Annotated in this window: 14 protein-coding genes, 1 tRNA gene and 1 pseudogene; 11 read left to right on the top strand and 5 right to left on the bottom strand. The window is 34.4% G+C overall.

What is annotated here, in order from left to right; genetic code table 11:
* Window positions 1-40 precede the first annotated feature (40 nt).
* The gene (locus LGAS_RS04070) at window positions 41-568 is read left to right on the top strand and encodes an adenine phosphoribosyltransferase (protein ID WP_003647467.1); all 528 of its coding nucleotides are present in this window, start codon (window positions 41-43) and stop codon (window positions 566-568) included.
* 121 nt (window positions 569-689) lie between these two features.
* Window positions 690-2,198, top strand: a complete 1,509-nt coding sequence (gene yjeM / locus LGAS_RS04075) for a glutamate/gamma-aminobutyrate family transporter YjeM (protein WP_003647466.1) — start codon at window positions 690-692, stop codon at window positions 2,196-2,198.
* 58 nt (window positions 2,199-2,256) lie between these two features.
* On the opposite strand, the gene cls is transcribed toward yjeM, so the two are convergent.
* Complete coding sequence (gene cls, locus LGAS_RS04080) at window positions 2,257-3,744, bottom strand: cardiolipin synthase (protein WP_003647465.1); 1,488 nt, start codon at window positions 3,742-3,744, stop codon at window positions 2,257-2,259.
* A gap of 136 nt (window positions 3,745-3,880) precedes the next feature.
* On the opposite strand from cls, the gene LGAS_RS04085 reads away from it, so the two are divergent.
* The 3 genes from LGAS_RS04085 to LGAS_RS04095 all read left to right on the top strand — a co-directional run bounded on the left by LGAS_RS04085 (window position 3,881) and on the right by LGAS_RS04095 (window position 6,890).
* The gene (locus LGAS_RS04085) at window positions 3,881-4,837 is read left to right on the top strand and encodes a thymidylate synthase (RefSeq protein ID WP_003647464.1); all 957 of its coding nucleotides are present in this window, start codon (window positions 3,881-3,883) and stop codon (window positions 4,835-4,837) included.
* 31 nt (window positions 4,838-4,868) lie between these two features.
* Entirely contained in the window at window positions 4,869-5,378 is a 510-nt protein-coding gene (locus LGAS_RS04090) for a dihydrofolate reductase (RefSeq protein ID WP_003647463.1), read from the top strand.
* Between the two features lie 168 nt (window positions 5,379-5,546).
* On the top strand, window positions 5,547-6,890 hold the full coding sequence (locus LGAS_RS04095) for an SLC45 family MFS transporter (protein WP_003656328.1): 1,344 nt from the start codon (window positions 5,547-5,549) through the stop codon (window positions 6,888-6,890).
* 87 nt (window positions 6,891-6,977) lie between these two features.
* Here LGAS_RS04095 and LGAS_RS04100 read toward each other — a convergent pair.
* A pseudogene (locus LGAS_RS04100) lies at window positions 6,978-9,250 on the bottom strand (HAD-IC family P-type ATPase).
* A gap of 121 nt (window positions 9,251-9,371) precedes the next feature.
* Here LGAS_RS04100 and LGAS_RS04105 point away from each other — a divergent pair.
* The 6 genes from LGAS_RS04105 to LGAS_RS04130 all read left to right on the top strand — a co-directional run bounded on the left by LGAS_RS04105 (window position 9,372) and on the right by LGAS_RS04130 (window position 14,864).
* Window positions 9,372-10,220 (top strand): LysR family transcriptional regulator, encoded by an 849-nt coding sequence (locus LGAS_RS04105; RefSeq protein WP_003647460.1) that lies wholly within the window; start codon window positions 9,372-9,374, stop codon window positions 10,218-10,220.
* A gap of 278 nt (window positions 10,221-10,498) precedes the next feature.
* Window positions 10,499-10,586 (top strand) — tRNA-Ser (locus LGAS_RS04110).
* A gap of 154 nt (window positions 10,587-10,740) precedes the next feature.
* Window positions 10,741-11,325: a phosphatase PAP2 family protein gene (locus LGAS_RS04115; RefSeq protein ID WP_003647459.1), complete on the top strand. Its 585-nt coding sequence runs from the start codon at window positions 10,741-10,743 to the stop codon at window positions 11,323-11,325.
* Window positions 11,326-11,500: 175 nt separating this feature from the next.
* Window positions 11,501-12,787 (top strand): phosphopyruvate hydratase, encoded by a 1,287-nt coding sequence (gene eno, locus LGAS_RS04120; protein ID WP_003647458.1) that lies wholly within the window; start codon window positions 11,501-11,503, stop codon window positions 12,785-12,787.
* A 117-nt stretch (window positions 12,788-12,904) separates the two neighbouring features.
* Window positions 12,905-13,186, top strand: a complete 282-nt coding sequence (locus tag LGAS_RS04125; RefSeq protein ID WP_003647456.1) for a membrane protein — start codon at window positions 12,905-12,907, stop codon at window positions 13,184-13,186.
* Between the two features lie 55 nt (window positions 13,187-13,241).
* Window positions 13,242-14,864, top strand: a complete 1,623-nt coding sequence (locus tag LGAS_RS04130) for an ABC-F family ATP-binding cassette domain-containing protein (RefSeq protein ID WP_003647455.1) — start codon at window positions 13,242-13,244, stop codon at window positions 14,862-14,864.
* 66 nt (window positions 14,865-14,930) lie between these two features.
* Here LGAS_RS04130 and LGAS_RS04135 read toward each other — a convergent pair whose 3' ends face one another.
* The 3 genes from LGAS_RS04135 to LGAS_RS04145 all read right to left on the bottom strand — a co-directional run bounded on the left by LGAS_RS04135 (window position 14,931) and on the right by LGAS_RS04145 (window position 17,135).
* Window positions 14,931-15,320: a helix-turn-helix domain-containing protein gene (locus LGAS_RS04135; RefSeq protein WP_011678878.1), complete on the bottom strand. Its 390-nt coding sequence runs from the start codon at window positions 15,318-15,320 to the stop codon at window positions 14,931-14,933.
* 229 nt (window positions 15,321-15,549) lie between these two features.
* A complete protein-coding gene (locus LGAS_RS04140; RefSeq protein WP_003647453.1) occupies window positions 15,550-16,401 on the bottom strand; it encodes a DNA/RNA non-specific endonuclease in 852 nt (283 codons plus the stop codon).
* Window positions 16,401-17,135, bottom strand: a complete 735-nt coding sequence (locus LGAS_RS04145; protein ID WP_003647452.1) for a sunset domain-containing protein — start codon at window positions 17,133-17,135, stop codon at window positions 16,401-16,403. Before LGAS_RS04145 ends, LGAS_RS04140 begins: the two co-directional genes overlap by 1 nt.
* Between the last annotated feature and the right edge of the window lie 91 nt (window positions 17,136-17,226).

The following is a 17,226-nucleotide window of genomic DNA, read 5'->3' on the forward strand; positions in this document are numbered from 1 at the left end:
GATTTTTCAATGAAAGTCTAAAATGGAGGTTTCTCTTTAAATGGCAATTGATTTTAAAGAACACATTGCAAGTGTAAAGGATTTTCCAAATAAAGGAATTATCTTTCGCGATATTACCCCAATTTTGCAAGATGGGAAGCTATATCGAGCTGCTACTCATGAATTAGCTGAGTATGCTAAGAGTCGTGGAGCAGAAGTAATTGTTGGTCCTGAAGCTCGTGGATTTATTGTTGGCTGTCCTGTTGCAACAGAATTAGGGATTGGTTTTGTACCGGCACGTAAGCCTCATAAGTTGCCACGCGAAGTAGAAAGTGCTTCTTATGATTTAGAATATGGTTCAAATGTCTTAGAAATGCATAAAGATGCAATTAAGCCAGGACAAAAAGTTGTTATTTGCGATGATTTGATGGCTACTGCAGGTACTTTACATGCAACTAAGGAATTAATTGAAAACTTAGGTGGAGAAGTAGTTGGTGCAGCATTTTATATTGAATTAACTGACTTGAAGGGAAGAGAACAATTCCCTGATTTAGATATTTACAGTCTTGTTAAGTACCACGGTGCTTAAGAGCTAAGAAGGCCAATTAAGGCCTTTTTATTTTGCTCAATTTTAATCGGTTTTGTATTAATTTAATAAAAAGCGCATAATAGTTAATGTTTGTTTGAAAGAGGGAGTGTTTTAGTTTTTTATGAAAAAAGACAAATCCGTCAAAATTGGATTAAAAACTCTAGTTTTGATGATCTTTTCAGCCATTTTTGGCTTTAGCAATTCATTAACTGCCTATTATCAAATGGGGTATGCAAGTATTGTTTGGTATATTATAACCGCAATTTTATTCTTTTTGCCTTCTGCACTTATTTTTGCGGAATATGGAGCAGCTTTTAAGGGAGTTAAAGGTGGAATTTTTTCTTGGCTTAAAGGATCAGTTAGTGAAAAAACTGCATTTATTGGTACTTTTATTTGGCTAGCTGCGTGGGTTGTTTGGCTGGTGTCATCGACTCAATTTTTCTTGGTATCAGTGTCGACTGCAATTTCAGGTCATGATACAACGCAAAATTGGCATTTTTTAAACTTGTCATCGACACAATTATTGGGAATTTTAGAAGTAATATTTTTAGTAGTAGTGACTTTTTTTGCCGCTAAAGGTGTCGATAAAATTGCTGCTGTAAGTAATGTTGGTGGCTTTTTTACTTTAGCTATTACAATTGGCTTTACTTTAGTATCTATTTTAGTTTTCTTTTTGAATCAAGGACATCTAGCAGAACCGTTGACTGTGCAATCATTAGTTCATTCTCCTAATCCGGCTTTCCAGTCTCCAATTGCTGTGGTGTCATTCATTGTTTATGCATTATTTGCTTATGGCGGTTTAGAAACTTCAGCGGGAGTAATTGATTCTGTTGATAAACCTGAAAAGACTTTTCCTAAAGCTTTGATTACAGCTATGGTCTGGATGACAGCTTTATATGTCTTGAATATTTTAATGTGTGGAGTTGCTGCAAATTGGAGTAGCGAATTAAGTGGCAAAAATGTTGATTTGGCCAATGTGGAATATGTTTTAATCAACAATTTGGGAGTAGAAACAGGAAAGGCTTTTGGACTTTCTCATTCAGCTTCCCTAACACTGGGTGCTACATTTTCTCGTTTTGCCGGATTAGCTGATGTATTGGCTGGAATTTCAGCAGCATTTTTAATGGTTTATTCACCTGTTAAATCGTTTATTGAAGGTTGTGATCCTAAACTTTTACCTAAAAACTTGGTTAAATTGAATAAACATGGCATGCCAGAACGTTCAATGTGGGTTCAGGCGGTGATTGTTAGTGTTATTATCTTATTTATTTCTTTTGGTGGTAATGCAGCAGGTCAGTTTTATACTATTTTGATGGATATGATGAATGTTTCATCGTCAGCACCTTACTTATTTTTGATTGGAGCTTATCCTTTCTTTAAGATGAAGCAAGGAATTGATCGTCCATTTGTATTTATTGAGGGAAAGAAGCGTGTCTGGACGGTAACAATTGTAGTTTGGCTTGTAGTTGCAATTGGTATTATCTTTACTTGTGTTGAGCCACTCTTTACTGGAGATTATGCAACATCCTTCTGGACTGCTATTGGACCAGTAGCCTTTGGAATTATTGCTTGGGTATATTATTCATATCAAGAAAGAAAAAGCATTACTGTAGTGGATGAAGAAGAATAACAAAAAAAGAAGCATCTATAGTTTAAAAACTAAGAAGCTTCTTTTATTTTGGTCATTTTTATAAAATTGGTGATAGTAATCTTGAGAAATATTGTTTAAACTTACGCCAATGAGATTGTTTATTAAAGTATTGCTTAGTTAATAATGTTGACTCTTTTAGATCTTTTTCAAATATTTCTTTTAATTCAGTTGCAAGGGCAGGATTGTATGTAAAAGCATTTACCTCAAAATTAAGCTGGTAACTCCGAAAATCTTGATTAGCCGAACCGACTGAGGCAATATTAGAACCACTTACAATAGTTTTAGCATGGATGAAGCCATTATCATACTTATATACTTTTACGCCATGATTAACTAAGTACTTAGCGTAATATTCGGTTGCTCGATAAACGAAAGCATGATCTGGCATAGATGGAATCATGATTCGAACGTCTACACCACTCTTTGCAGCAATAATTAAGGCCTCTAAGATGGAGTCACCTGGAATTAAATATGGTGTTTGAATGTAAACGTAGTTTTGTGCTTGCGCAATTATTTCTTCATAAGCTCGACGAATACCAAAATTACTGTTGTCAGGACCTGAAGAAACAATTTGCATTGGAACTAAATTTTTTTCCTGGACAACTTTTAATCTGAATTTTTCAATTAAATTATCGACACTATACGTAGGAAGATGGGATTTACGACAACTTGTATTCCAATCCATTGCAAACCTAATTTCCATCAGGAGAGCAGCTTGTCCTGTTACTCGTAAATGCGTGTCACGCCAATGACCGAATTTTTTGCTTCGATCAACATACTGGTCTCCAATATTAAAACCACCAATATAACCAATTTGATTGTCGATGATAACCAGTTTTCGGTGTAAATGATAGTTAGCACGAGGGGTAGTAAAGAAACGATTACCAGCTGTTGAAATGAATGGTTGAGCGTTTCCACCTAGTTGTCGAAGTTTATTGAAAAAAGAAGGTTTTGTACCGCGAGAGCCACTAGCATCGTACAGAACTCTAACTTTAACACCGCGATTAGCAGCTTTTTCTAGTGCTTTTAGAACTTGGTTACCTAATTGGTCATCATAAAAAGTATAAAATTCAATATTAATACTACTTTTTGCTTGGTCGATATTTTTGATAAGATTTTTAAATAAAACTTTTCCATCAATAAAAGTTTCTACTTCATTGTTAAAGGTCAGGAGGGCATCATCATTATTTAAATTTAATTCAACAAGTCTTCGTGCCCGGGGATTTTGATCTTTATTAGGTAATAGATCGTGTAATTTTAATAATTTATTTTGCTCATTTAAGAATTGGTCTCGGAATTTTTGCTGTTCAGCTTTAATTGAAAAAATATCATCATGAGATAGTTGACGACCAGTGAATAAATATAGAATAAAACCAATATATGGTAAGAGCGATAGAATTAAAAGCCAAGCCCAGGTTGAGGCAATATCACGATGGCTGCGAAAAACTGTCCAAATAGCTAAGCCAACATTAATTAACCAAAGTATTTCAATAATGCGTCTTATGATATCCCAGGTTAAAATCATTAAAATCCCTCCAAATTGTATAGATAATTAATTCTACCATATCTTAAAATATACAAAATATAGTATTTGTATTTACCAAAGCACTAAATATATGATAATTTAAGGTATAATATGCGCAATAGAAAGAAGAAAGATAATGGCAACTTTAGAGCAACCATACTTGGATTTACTAAATAAAATTATGATTGAAGGTCATGATAAGGAAGATAGAACTGGCACGGGGACAAGAAGTATATTTGGAGCTCAAATGCGGTTTAATCTGAGTGAGGGTTTTCCTATTTTAACTACTAAACGAGTTCCTTTTGGTCTTATTAAAAGTGAATTGTTGTGGTTTTTAAGAGGAGATACTAATATTCGGTTTCTATTAGAACACAATAATCATATTTGGGATGAATGGGCGTTCAAAAACTGGGTTGAAAGTGATGAATATCATGGCCCTGATATGACTAATTTTGGACTCAGAAGTCAAGAAGACGCCAAATTTAAGCAAGTCTATCAAGAAGAGATGAAGAAATTTGATGAGCGAATCTTAGCTGACCGGGATTTCGCAGTCAAATTTGGTAATCTTGGAGATGTTTATGGCGCTCAATGGCGTCACTGGCAAAAGCGAGAGGGTGGTTTTATTGATCAAATTCAAAATGTGATTGATCAAATTAAAAAGACGCCATATTCAAGAAGATTGATTGTTAGTGCCTGGAATCCAGAAGATGTACCAAATTCAGCACTCCCACCTTGTCATGTTTTATTTCAATTTTATGTTAATGATGGTCGTTTAAGCGTTCAGCTTTATCAGCGATCAGGAGATATGTTTTTAGGAGTTCCCTTTAATATTGCGAGCTATTCTTTACTAGTTAATTTAATTGCTCAAGAAACTGGTCTTAAACCAGGTGAATTTATTCATACTTTAGGGGATGCGCATATTTATCGAAACCATTTTGATCAAGTAAAAGAATTATTGACTAGAAAACCATATGACTCGCCAAAGCTTTGGCTAAATCCTGATAAGAAAAAGATTGAAGACTTTGAAATGTCAGATATTAAACTCGTTGACTATAAGCATCATGGTACTATTAAAGCTCCCGTAGCTGTTTAGTTTATATAATTGTGAGAGGGGAAGGATGAGAATGATAAGGTTTATTTGGGCTGAGGATGAAGATGGACATATTGGTTACCAAGGGACATTACCTTGGCATTTGCCTGCTGATTTAAAACATTTTAAGGATTTAACTTCTAATCATATAATTGTTATGGGAAGACGGACCTTTGAAAGTTTCCCTGGACTGTTGCCTAAAAGACAACATATTATTCTCTCAACTAGTCCAACTTTACAACGTAAATATCAAAATAACGCACATGTTAAAATTTTTTCTCAACTTAAAGAACTAAAGAATTGGATAAAGGACCATAGTGAACAGACAATTGATATTATTGGTGGAGCAAGAGTTTTTGAAGAATTCATGGATGAGGTTGATATGATTGAAAAGACTAAGATTCACCATGTCTTCAAAGGTGATACTTTGATGCCAAAGATAAATTATGAAGATTTTGAACTAATCAATACTAAAGCTCACCAAGCAGATGAGAAGAATAAATTTGCCTATGATTTTTTAGAATATGAAAGAAAAGAGAAATAATAGGCTTATAAAAGAGGCTGATAATCATTATATAGATGTAATGATTTTTGGCTTTTTTTGATACATTTAGTTACCGGTAACACTTTATTTACCGTTGAAAGCAGTTTCACCCTCACTTAATATAAAAATGTTGAAAGCGCTTGTGCGCTAATGATGAGGGAGAAAACTATGAATGAAAATGATAAAGTAGCGGGTTTACCAGAACTTGCTAAAAGCGTGATTTGGATGATTAATTTTGGATATTTAGGTATTCAAATTGCTTTTACGCTTGAAACATCGCAAATGAGTCGTATTTTTCAAACTTTAGGTGCAGATCCTACGAAGTTAGGCTGGTTCTTTATTTTGCCGCCTTTGGCTGGCTTAGTTGTTCAACCAGCCATTGGATCACTTTCTGATAAAACTTGGGCACCTAAGCTTGGGGGAAGAAGATTACCATATTTATTAATTGGAATGATTTTTGCGGTAATTATGATGCTACTCTTACCAAATATCGGAAATTTTGGCTTAGGCTATGGATCGGTTGAGGCTCTAGTTTTTGGTGCTATTGCCATTGCTATTTTAGATGTATCTGCCAATATGGCTATGCAGCCCTTTAAAATGATGATTGGTGATATGGTTAATGATGAACAAAAATCATATGCATATGGCATTCAAAGTATGCTTTCAAATTCTGGTGCAGTAATTGCAGCATTTTTCCCATTTTTATTAACAATTTTGGGAGTTGCTAATACTGCTAAAAAGGGTGTGGTACCACAATCAGTTGTAATCTCTTTTTATGTAGGAGCTGCAATCCTTGTTATTACTAGCTTGTTAACAGTAACAAAGGTACATGAATATGATCCTCAAACTTATGCACGTTATCATGGTATTAATGAAGAAGATAATAAAAAAGATGGAAATTGGTTTGTCTTATTAAAAAAAGCACCCAAAGTTTTCTGGGAAGTTTCATTAGTTCAATTATTTTGCTGGTTCTCATTTCAATATTTATCAACTTATGCTACTGGCGCAATTGCAGCTAATGTATGGAAAGCATTTGATCCAGCTTCTGTTGGTTACCAACTTGCAGGTAACTGGTTTGGCGTTTTGACTGCTGTACAATCAATTGCTGCCGTAATTTGGTCATATATTTTGGCAAAAGTACCAAATGACCATCATAAGTTAGGGTATGGAATTAGTTTATTGCTTGGAGCTGTGGGATATGGCTCGATCTTTTTTATTCAATCTCAAAATTTGCTTATCTTGTCATTTATTTTGATTGGAATTTCTTGGGCAGCTATGAATACTTATCCTTTAACTCTGGTTTCGAATGCTTTATCGGGCAAACATATGGGGACGTATTTAGGATTATTTAACTGTTCAATTTGTTTACCGCAGATTATTGCTTCATTATTGAGTTTCGTACTATTTCCACTCTTAAAATGTTCAATGCCAGCCATGATGCTGACGGCAGGAATTTCTGGAGTGTTGGGGGCAATTTCCGTTTTATTTATTAAGGAAACGTATGGAAACTAATTTAATTTATTGTTTTTCATTAAAAATTTATACTTAGAGAGCAAAAAAGAAGCAGCCTACTAAAAAATGGTAGACTGCTTCTTTTAATTATTTATTTTTCATAATTGGTTGATAGAACAAATCAATTATAATAGCAGCGATTAAAGCTACAATTATTGTTAATCCAAGATTGGCGAAGTTGATTTTAGTCATTGCTAAGCCCAGTATTGCGAGAGCGAAAGTTAGTAAAACATCAATAATTTGAACAGTCGCAACTGACTTTGATGGAGCTGATTGCCAGAAAAATTTTCTAGTTCTAGTGATTAAAACAATTAACATTGCGCTTAGAACGAGGTAAACGTAAACCATTGTTGATACTGTCCCTTGAGCATAATTATGAGAGACAAGGTACCAAACAAAGCCAAAACCAATTACAGTCCAACCAGCTGCTAACGAGAAAGCAATTTTAGCTAATTTCAGCATATTCCAGCTTTCTGGTTTATAAGTAATATAATATGCGTGTTATCGGTACCAATCATCATCGTTACCATGTTATTCATGATCGTGTAAATAACCATTGCATTTAGAGCCATTGGGATGTAGTTGAAACATAAGTAGCCAAATGTCAAAAGCATGGTTAATTCTGCTGTACGAGATAATTTGGTTAAAGACCAAGTTGTCATTCTTTGATAAACGCGGTGACCAGCATCTAGAATTTTAACAATTGGAGTAAGCCCATCTTCTAGGAGCACCATCTTACCACTTCGTTTGGCAACGTCGGCGGCATTTGAAACGGCAATTCCAACTTCAGCTTGTTTTAAGGCTGGTGCATCATTGACACCATCCCCAGTCATTCCAACAATATAACCATCTTGCTGGAAGAGTTTAACCATTTTTAATTTATCTTCAGGGAGTACATCAGCAATTCCAGCTAGGTCATTAACATCAGTTTTGTCATTAAAATCATGAATTGAAATAACTTTTCCGGTTAAACCGACTTCTTTTGCAACTGCTTCAGCTGTCTTGCGATTATCTCCAGTCAGCATAATTGGTTTAATTCCGCGTCTCTTAAGCTCCTCTAGAGCTTTTTTTGAATCTGATCTAACTTTATCGCGTAGGATAAATACACCTGCAAGTTTATTATTGATCAAAACAGCAACTGAGCGTCCAGCTGTAAAGTCAATATCTTTTGCCTCTTGATCAGCATTTTTATCGATTAAAGATAGTTGTTTAAAAGAGCCTAATTTAATGTTGTAGTTTTTAATCTCAGCCATTGAATAACCAGTATTAGAAGTAAAAGGCGTAAAAGAGTTAGGTGTATCAGGAGTAATTCCTTTTTCTGCTAGATATTCGTCAATAGCAGTATCAATAATGCTTGGACTACGCTTATCTGTTGCAGCTCCTACTAGAGCTAAGACCTCTTTATTTGGGAGGCTACTTAAGTTGTCCCATTGAGAAACAGCGGTTTTATTTTCAGTGATAGTTCCAGTTTTATCAAGTAAAAGTAAGTTTAAGTTAGCAGCATCTTGAATTCCTGTTAAGTCTGAAGTTAGAACTCCTTCTTTACTAAGGCGCGTTGCTTCAAAGGAATTAGATAGGGCAAAAGTAGATGGCATTGCAACTGGAATAGAAGCAATAAACATCATAGCCAAGAATGGTAACATTTCAATGACATTTTGTCCTCTAATTAAAGCTGCAATTACCAAAATTAAAGTTAAAACTCCATCTAATAAACAAAGGTAGTAAATAATTCTGGTAAGGAGTTGTTGCAAGTGACCAGGAGCTGCAGAATTGTTAATTAAATTGATAGTTTTACCTGAGCGAGAATTACTTCCAGTTGCAGTTACTGTAGCTAAAGCATCACCATCAACTACAGTTGTTCCAGCATAGGCAGTATCGCCAATAGATTTTTTAATAGCCTTTGACTCACCTGTGATAGAGCTTTCGTCAACTGTAATTTGACCTTGAACAATTTTTACATCAGCAGCTAAAACATCTCCGCGCTTTAAGCTAATTAAATCTCCCACAGCTAAAAACTTTGAATTAAGTTGTTTCCATTTTCCGTTTCGTTTTACTGAAACTGTAGGAGTTAATTCGTGAGAAATTGTATTTAAAACTCGGCGAGATTTTTTCTTTTGAGTTGCACCGTTAAAGGCCGCAAATAAAAGCATTAGTAAAACAAATAGGGACTGGATCCATTTGCCCAAAATACATTCTAAGATCAACGCAGCTTCTAAGATCCAAGCAGATAAGTTCCATAATTTTGACATGAATTCTTTAAAGAAATTGAATTCAGGTTCAGGTACCTCATTGAGACCGTCTTTTTCTAGACGTTCTTTTGCCTGGGCATCGGTTAGTCCGTGCAAGTCTTTAGTTTCCATGAAAATCCTCCATTAAATCTTTTTCTTAAAGTATTTTAGCGCAGTTCTTGCTATTAAGAAAATATCAAATTAAGATATAAGATATTAAAAAAATAGATATCAATTAAGAAGATGAACGATAATGAATCTAAAACAATTAAAATATTTTCTAGTGGTAGCTGAAGAAAGACAAATTACATCTGCTGCTAAAAAATTGTTTATTGCGCAGCCACCTTTAAGTTATCAGCTAAAACAATTAGAAAAAGAAATTGGAGCACAACTTTTTATTAGAAATGCTCATGGGATGGAATTAACTGAAGAGGGAAAGGTATTTCAAAAGTATGCTGAAAAAATTGTTGACCTTAGTTTGACTGCAACAAGCCAAATTCGGCAAATTAAAGCAGGCGAATTAGGTAAAATTCGGATTGGAGTTATTTCTTCCTGTGGAGGAGTTGTACCAAATAAGCAATTTAAGAAATTAATTAACTATTATCCAAATGTATCTTTTGAAATACACGAAGCAAATACTTTTGGAATTATTGAACAATTGCAGGATGGTATTTTAGATTTAGGAATTGTAAGAACTCCGTTTAACCTTGAAGGATTAAATTTTAAAGATTTTCATCAAGAACCGATGGTTGCAGTTACAAATGAAAATGATTTTGAGGGAGAGAAGATTGAACATTTAAGTCAATTAAAAGATAAGCCGATTATTTTATATCGTCGTTTTCAAGAAATATTCAATCGAAGTTTTCGTCATCAAGGGATTCGACCTTTCTACGCAGTAACTTGCGATGATGCTCGAACAGCAATTCACTGGGCTGATGAAGGACTGGGAGTTGCATTAGTTCCTAAATCAATAGCACAGGCATACGCAAAAAGTAATATTGTCTCAATTAAACATGCTCACTGGATCACGCATTTAAATATTGTATGGCGTAAAGATAGACAAGTTACACCATTGATGGAAAGAATTATTGAAATGTTTTAACTAAAAAAGCCAACCAAAACGGTTGGCTAGAAATTTAATTGTTTTTAATAATTTTATGGTTTAGGTAACGCTCAATAGCCTGGCGCATTAATTTGATTTTGCGGGGCTTGTAAATAATGATCTTTGCCATAATACGAGTCCTTTCATTGTCAATCAGTATATTTTTAAGATACAGGAAAAATATGAAAGAATAGTGACTTTTTAAAGACTAATTTTAGAATTGGCATTTTTTTATTTACCATTTATTTCTTAATTGCTATAATAAGAGCGTTGTAATTGGAGAGTTGGCAGAGTGGTAATGCACCGGACTCGAAATCCGGCGAACCGGCTTATACCGGCGCGCAGGTTCAAATCCTGTACTCTCCTTAATTTTATGTAGCTTTACGGTATATTAGTATTACTTAATATTGATATACCGCTTTTTTTATCTTAATTTGTTAAATAAATTTTAAAAACGTATGTCTTTTATTTATTTGCTGTTACAATGATCATTAGCACATTTGATTGAGGTTAGATAAAAGTGAAATTGCATTGTTTAATTCAATTAATGATTTCAGCAATAATTCTATTAGGATTAATATTTAATATTAGAAATTCGCGTCTCTTTAATTTTTATGATCATCTATTGCACCATAAACTTGTTAGAAATAGAGATAGCAAAATTTGGAAGATTATTACAGTTTTAAATGAACCTAAAGTGATTGTAGTTTGGGATTTTTTGCTAGCTGGACTTTTAGTTTTGCTTGATCATCCCTGGTTAGCAGTCTGGGCACTTGGTACTTTAGCTGTAACTGATGCAGTTGGCATTTTTTTGAAGCATTCAGTGAAAAGACAAAGACCTTTATCAATGAAAACTTATCGAGATGGATATAGCTTTCCGAGTGGCCATGTTTTAAGTGCCACGATAATGTCGTTGATGCTTTGGCAGATTTTCGGACATACTATGGGGATTTGGTTGCTAATTACTTTGATAATTGCTTGGGGACTAGTGGTTATTTCACGTTTAAACATGCGAGCACATTATCCATCTGACGTTTTAGGAGCGACTAGCTTAGCTCTATTTTGTTTTACAATTGCACAACAACTTTTGGGATTGGCCTTTTAAGGGTCAATCTTTTTTTACAAAAAAATAATTGCTTCTTTAGTTTACATACTCACAAAGTTGCTTTAAAATAAATCTGTAGTCAAAAGGGCTATGCCTAAAAGCGACGAAAGACACTGACTAGTGCCAATTCGGTTAGTTTGTATTTTTCGCCACAAATTTAAGGAGGATTTTTTTAATGCTCAAATCAGTTATTGAGAATGTACATGCACTTGAAATCTTTGATTCACGTGGTAACCCAACTGTTGAAGTTTTCGTTACCCTTTCAAACGGTGTCGTAGGTAAGGCTGAAGTTCCATCAGGTGCTTCAACCGGTGAAAACGAAGCTGTTGAATTACGTGATGGTGGTTCACGTCTTGGTGGTAAAGGTGTTATGAACGCTGTTAACAACGTTAACACTGAAATCAATGATGCTTTAAAGGGATTAGATCCACACGATCAACCAAACATTGACGCAACTATGATCGCTTTAGACGGTACTCCAAACAAGGGTCGTCTTGGTGCTAACGCTATCTTGGGTGTATCTATGGCTACTGCTTGTGCAGCTGCTAAGGATAACCACCAACCATTGTACCGTTACCTTGGTGGTACTGACCTTGAAATGCCTCAAACTTTCCACAACGTTATTAACGGTGGTGAACACGCAGACAACGGTATCGATATTCAAGAATTCATGATTACTCCAGTTGCTAAGACTTCATTCCGTGATGGTTTTGAAAAGATCGTTAACGTTTACCACACTTTGAAGAAAGTTCTTGAAGACATGGGTTACGAAACTGGTTTAGGTGACGAAGGTGGTTTCGCTCCTAACATGAAGAACTCAGAAGAAGCTTTAAAGGCATTACATGAATCAATCATTAAGGCTGGTTACAAGCCAGGTGAAGATATTGCTATCGCATGTGACTGTGCTGCTTCATACTTCTACAACAAAGAAGACGGCAAGTACCACCTTGAAGGTAAAGTTCTTACTGACGAAGAATTGGCAGATTACTACGACAAGTTACTTGATGAATTCCCAGAATTAATTTCTATGGAAGACCCATACGATGAAAACGATGTTGAAGGTATGGTTAAGTTCACTGAAAGCCACAAGGACCGTATTCAAATCGTTCTTGACGACTTCATTTGTACTAACCCTAAGCTTTTGAACAAGGCTATTCACGAAGGTGCTGGTAACGCTTCATTAATCAAGTTGAACCAAATTGGTACTGTTACTGAAACTCTTGAAACTATTCGTCTTTCACGTAAGAATGGTTACAACACTATGATTTCTCACCGTTCAGGTGAAACTGGTGATACCTTCATCGCTGACTTCGCAGTTGCTGTTAACGGTGGCCAATTGAAGTCTGGTGCTCCAGCTCGTTCAGAACGTGTTGAAAAGTACAACCGTTTACTTGAAATCGAAGAAGAACTTGGTAAGGGTGAACGTTTAGCATTCTTCCCAGACAACGTTGACTTAGATTAATTTAAGTTAATATTTCTTTAAAAAGAGATTGATTTTTGATCAATCTCTTTTTTTATGCTTGAGATAGTTATGGAAAGTAAGTAAACTAGATACTATAGTTATAGAAAGGAAGATTAGTTGAAAAAGAAAATTAAATCTTTTGATAATAAAACTGTATTAACAATTGGACGAATTGGATCTGTATTGTCTGTTTTGATGTATGTTTCTTATATTCCTCAAATTATGAATAATTTGCAAGGAAACTATGGAAATCCAATTCAGCCATTGGTCGCGGCTATCAACTGCCTTATTTGGGTTTTATATGCTCTTTTAAGAGAGAAGAAAGATTGGCCGTTATTTGTAGCTAATTTTCCAGGAATCTTATTTGGATTAACTACATTTATTACTAGTTTGCATTAATTCTTCAGTCGATCGCTTTCTATAAGAAAAATTAGATGTAAGAGGGGAAAATAATTTGATTACTGTCTCAGATTTAAGTTTGAATTTATCTGGTCGTACTTTATACGAAGATGTTAACTTAAAATTTACTCCCGGTAATTGTTATGGAGTAATTGGCGCTAATGGTGCAGGTAAGTCGACTTTTTTAAAACTTTTAGAAGGTAAAATTGAACCTACAACGGGAAATATCTCTATTGACGCTAATGAAAGAATGTCTAGTTTAAATCAAGATCACTTTGCCTTTGAAGATTTTACTGTTTTAGATACTGTGATTCAGGGTCATAAAGAACTTTATCAAGTAATGAAGGACAAGGATGAACTTTATTCTAAGCCAGACTTTAGCGATGAAGATGGGGTAAAGGCAGCAGAATTAGAATCAAAGTTTGCAGAACTTGATGGTTGGAATGCGGAAGCTGATGCGTCTAAGTTGCTGCAGTCTTTAGGTATTCCAGAAGACTTGCATCAAAGTAAAATGAGTGAGTTGCCAGAAGCCGAAAAAGTTAAAGTTTTATTAGCGCAAGCCCTGTTTGGTAATCCTGATATTCTTTTGCTTGATGAACCAACTAACGGTTTGGATGTTCATACTGTAAACTGGCTTGAAGATTTTTTGGCTGATTATCCAAATATTGTCATTGTTGTATCTCACGACCGTCATTTTTTAAACCAAGTATGTACGCAAATGTGTGATGTAGATTATGGCAAAATTCAGCTATATATGGGAAATTATGATTTCTGGTATGAATCAAGTAAACTTGCATCTGAATTAGCAGCTAACCAAAATGCTAAGAAAGAAGAAAAAATCAAAGAGTTGCAAGAATTTATTGCACGTTTTTCGGCAAATGCATCTAAGTCTAAACAAGCTACTTCAAGAAAGAAGCAGTTAGAAAAAATTACGCTTGATGATATTAAACCATCTTCTCGTAAATATCCTTATGTCAAGTTTGAAATGCACCGGGACTTAGGAAATGACTTATTGAAAGTAGAAGATGTGTCCTATAGTGTTGACGGTGAAAAGATTTTAGACCACGTTTCATTTATCGTTCGTCCTGGTGATAAAGTTGCTTTCTTGTCACGCAATACCTTGGCAACTACTGCTTTAATGGATATTATTGCTGGTAAAGTAAAGCCAGAAAGTGGTACTGTAACGTGGGGACAAACAACTGCGTTTAACTACATGTCTCGCGATTTGAATGCTAACTTTAACAATGATGAATTAACGATTTTAGATTGGTTGCGTCAATATGCTACTAAAGAACAAGACGATAACACTTTCTTACGTGGTTTCTTAGGCCGAATGCTCTTTTCTGGAGAAGAAATAGATAAAAAAATTAAGGTACTTTCCGGGGGAGAAAAGGTGCGCTGTCAGCTCTCTAGGATGATGTTAGAACCAGCTAATGTATTGGTAATGGATGATCCTACTAACCACTTGGATTTAGAGTCAATTACTTCCCTTAATGACGCATTAAAGGACTATCAAGGATCGATTCTATTTACTTCTCATGATCATGAATTTATTCAAACTATTGCTGATCATATTGTGGAAGTTGGACCTAAAGGAATTGTTAGCCGTGCTGATACGAGCTATGATGAATTTTTAAATAATCAAAATATTCAAGATCAAGTTGAAAAAATTTACTAATATTAAATAAAAGAAAAAACTTTGACAAATAGAACACAAAATTGCAATTCTAAATGTCAAAGTTTTTTATTTATCTTCTTTAGCAAAAGTATTAATTATAGTAATAAAACTCTTAGCTAAAGCTTCTTCCTGTTCAACAGGAAGTTTTTTCATATCATTTGTAAGCTTGTCAAGAAAAACACGGTCATTACTTAACTTATTTACAAATGTCTGTGATTCAGGAGTTTTTGAGGATTCATCAATTAAAGTAATTACGGATGTTTGTAGTGCCTTTGCAATCGTATCTAATTTTTGAATACTGATATTTTGGTTACCTGTTCTTTCAATTTTAGAGATGAAATTTACTGATAGACTACTGAATTCCGCCAGGTCTTCTTGAGTCATTCTCAAACTCCTGCGTCTTTTTTTGATCGCAGCTCCTAAGTTGTCTATCACTTCAATCACAATTCCTTTCACACAGATTTCTGCCTGCGCTTTTTAGAATAAAGTTAAACTGTAATTAAATGAAGAATTTATAATATTATCTTCCTTCATTTAGTATATTCATACACCAAAACCTGTTGGACAAACGCTAACCATACTGGCGCTATGAGCTATTAAAATATATTTAAACTTAGGAAATTTGAGAGAGGCGAAAAGCAGTATAACAAATATCAAAATTTTAATGTAGTTATTTTATTAAATTTTAAGAAATTTTGCTATTTCCAGTAGCATAATCTAGATTTACCCCATCTTGTACATTGAAAATATAAACATGAAAATGAACATCATTGGAATTAATCGATTGTCCTTCCATTTCGACTCCACGGGCGAGTAATTCATTATTTCTAAAAATTGGTGTTACGCGGTAGCGAACATAATTAGCCGGCGAGGATTTTAAGTAAGTGGCTACTTCATTTTCATACATTAGCATGTCGGGATCATTTAAGTGTCTAGTTCCAGTCATTAAGTTTTTCCAATTATTATTTTGACCGGTTAATTGGTAGCCAATTAAGTGTGAACGATTAAAGAGCCAATGGTGGTTAATCTTTTTATTGTGCCAGCCAGTTGGGTTAACATGAAGAGCTTCTCTTTTAGCCTTTGGCATTAATGATTTGTTTAAAAGTGCATTGGCAGCTGTTACTCGATTTTGAGAATCAAGATCACCATATTTTTGCCAAGCGCCATGGCTGGTATCCAAATCTTCTTTTGAAAAATCAGGATTATTATTATCAACATTAATAATACTTTTACCCTCGTAGTTGAGAGTAGATAGTTTTTGTTTACTTAAAGACTCAACAGCATTGGGGTTGGTGTAATGTTTTAATTGTTTTTGAAGATCAGCTATTTTTTTGTCCAAAGAGCTAATTTTCTTTTCAACTTTTTGGTTTTTATTTTTTAAGCGACTAACTTCTTTTTGATTACTATAGTCATACTTATATTTTTTAACAATCTTGATATCACTAGCTGAACTTGTCTGTGAGATATATGTTTGACTTGCACCTAACGAAAATAAGAGGGCAGCTGCTAAAAATTGAGTAAATTTTTTATTTATCATTATCTTTTTGCCTTTCTATAACCAGCATTAATAGCATCTTGTTCGCTGTTAAAATAGACTGCATTAGCTGAATGCATGTGGTAGCCTGCTTGTCCGGGAACGTGATAGATCATTGAATTGCGATTTCCGACAATTGTACCTTGATTTGCCGTATATAGATCGCCTTGACTGGATGAGCTATCATTATTGGTTTCTTGATTTTGCTGAGCTTTTTTCTGGGCTTCTTCAATTTCTTTCTTTTTAGCAGCAGCTTCTTTTTGAGCTTGGACTTCTGCGGCTTTTCTTTCTTGTTCAGCTTCTTGTTTTTGTTTTTCTTCTTTTTCTTGATAGTTATCAAGTTGCTTTTTTAATTTATCATATTCAGCTTGCTTGTTTTTTTCTTCCTGTGTGAGAACTTTAGCTCTAGCTTTTTCTTTATTTAGTTCATCCGTTCCCACTTTTTTAGTAATTGTCTCAGTAGCAGTCTTATGGGCTACTTTTTTGCTTTTAGTTAAAGTGGTTTTTTGAGCGGATTGATGGCTTGTAGTATGTGTATTAGGAGAGGTAGCCAGCCCTAATACGAAGAATAGGCCAAGCGTGACGCAATTTGCCCAAAGAATTGGGTGAGAGGTCTTTTTAAATAAAAATTTTTTAACAAGATAATATGGAATTAGGTAGAACCAAAAGAGGATCCACATGATTATTTTGACAACTTTATTTTTCATCTTACTTTCTCCATTCATAAATATCCTCATGTATCAGGATAATATAATGGTTTCGATAAGAAAATAAAAAATTAAAAAAAGACTTGACGAAAATTGCTTAAGATTATAATATATTTTTAAC

The organism is Lactobacillus gasseri ATCC 33323 = JCM 1131, assembly GCF_000014425.1.
GTDB lineage: Bacteria > Bacillota > Bacilli > Lactobacillales > Lactobacillaceae > Lactobacillus > Lactobacillus gasseri.

Bases quoted from the DNA above. Each gene is read 5' to 3' on its own strand.
- LGAS_RS04070 (WP_003647467.1), top strand. From the start codon at position 41: ATGGCAATTGATTTTAAAGAACACATTGCAAGTGTAAAGGATTTTCCA.
- yjeM (WP_003647466.1), top strand. From the start codon at position 690: ATGAAAAAAGACAAATCCGTCAAAATTGGATTAAAAACTCTAGTTTTG.
- cls (WP_003647465.1), bottom strand. From the start codon at position 3,744: ATGATTTTAACCTGGGATATCATAAGACGCATTATTGAAATACTTTGG.
- LGAS_RS04085 (WP_003647464.1), top strand. From the start codon at position 3,881: ATGGCAACTTTAGAGCAACCATACTTGGATTTACTAAATAAAATTATG.
- LGAS_RS04090 (WP_003647463.1), top strand. From the start codon at position 4,869: ATGATAAGGTTTATTTGGGCTGAGGATGAAGATGGACATATTGGTTAC.
- LGAS_RS04095 (WP_003656328.1), top strand. From the start codon at position 5,547: ATGAATGAAAATGATAAAGTAGCGGGTTTACCAGAACTTGCTAAAAGC.
- LGAS_RS04105 (WP_003647460.1), top strand. From the start codon at position 9,372: ATGAATCTAAAACAATTAAAATATTTTCTAGTGGTAGCTGAAGAAAGA.
- eno (WP_003647458.1), top strand. From the start codon at position 11,501: ATGCTCAAATCAGTTATTGAGAATGTACATGCACTTGAAATCTTTGAT.
- LGAS_RS04140 (WP_003647453.1), bottom strand. From the start codon at position 16,401: ATGATAAATAAAAAATTTACTCAATTTTTAGCAGCTGCCCTCTTATTT.
- LGAS_RS04145 (WP_003647452.1), bottom strand. From the start codon at position 17,135: ATGAGGATATTTATGAATGGAGAAAGTAAGATGAAAAATAAAGTTGTC.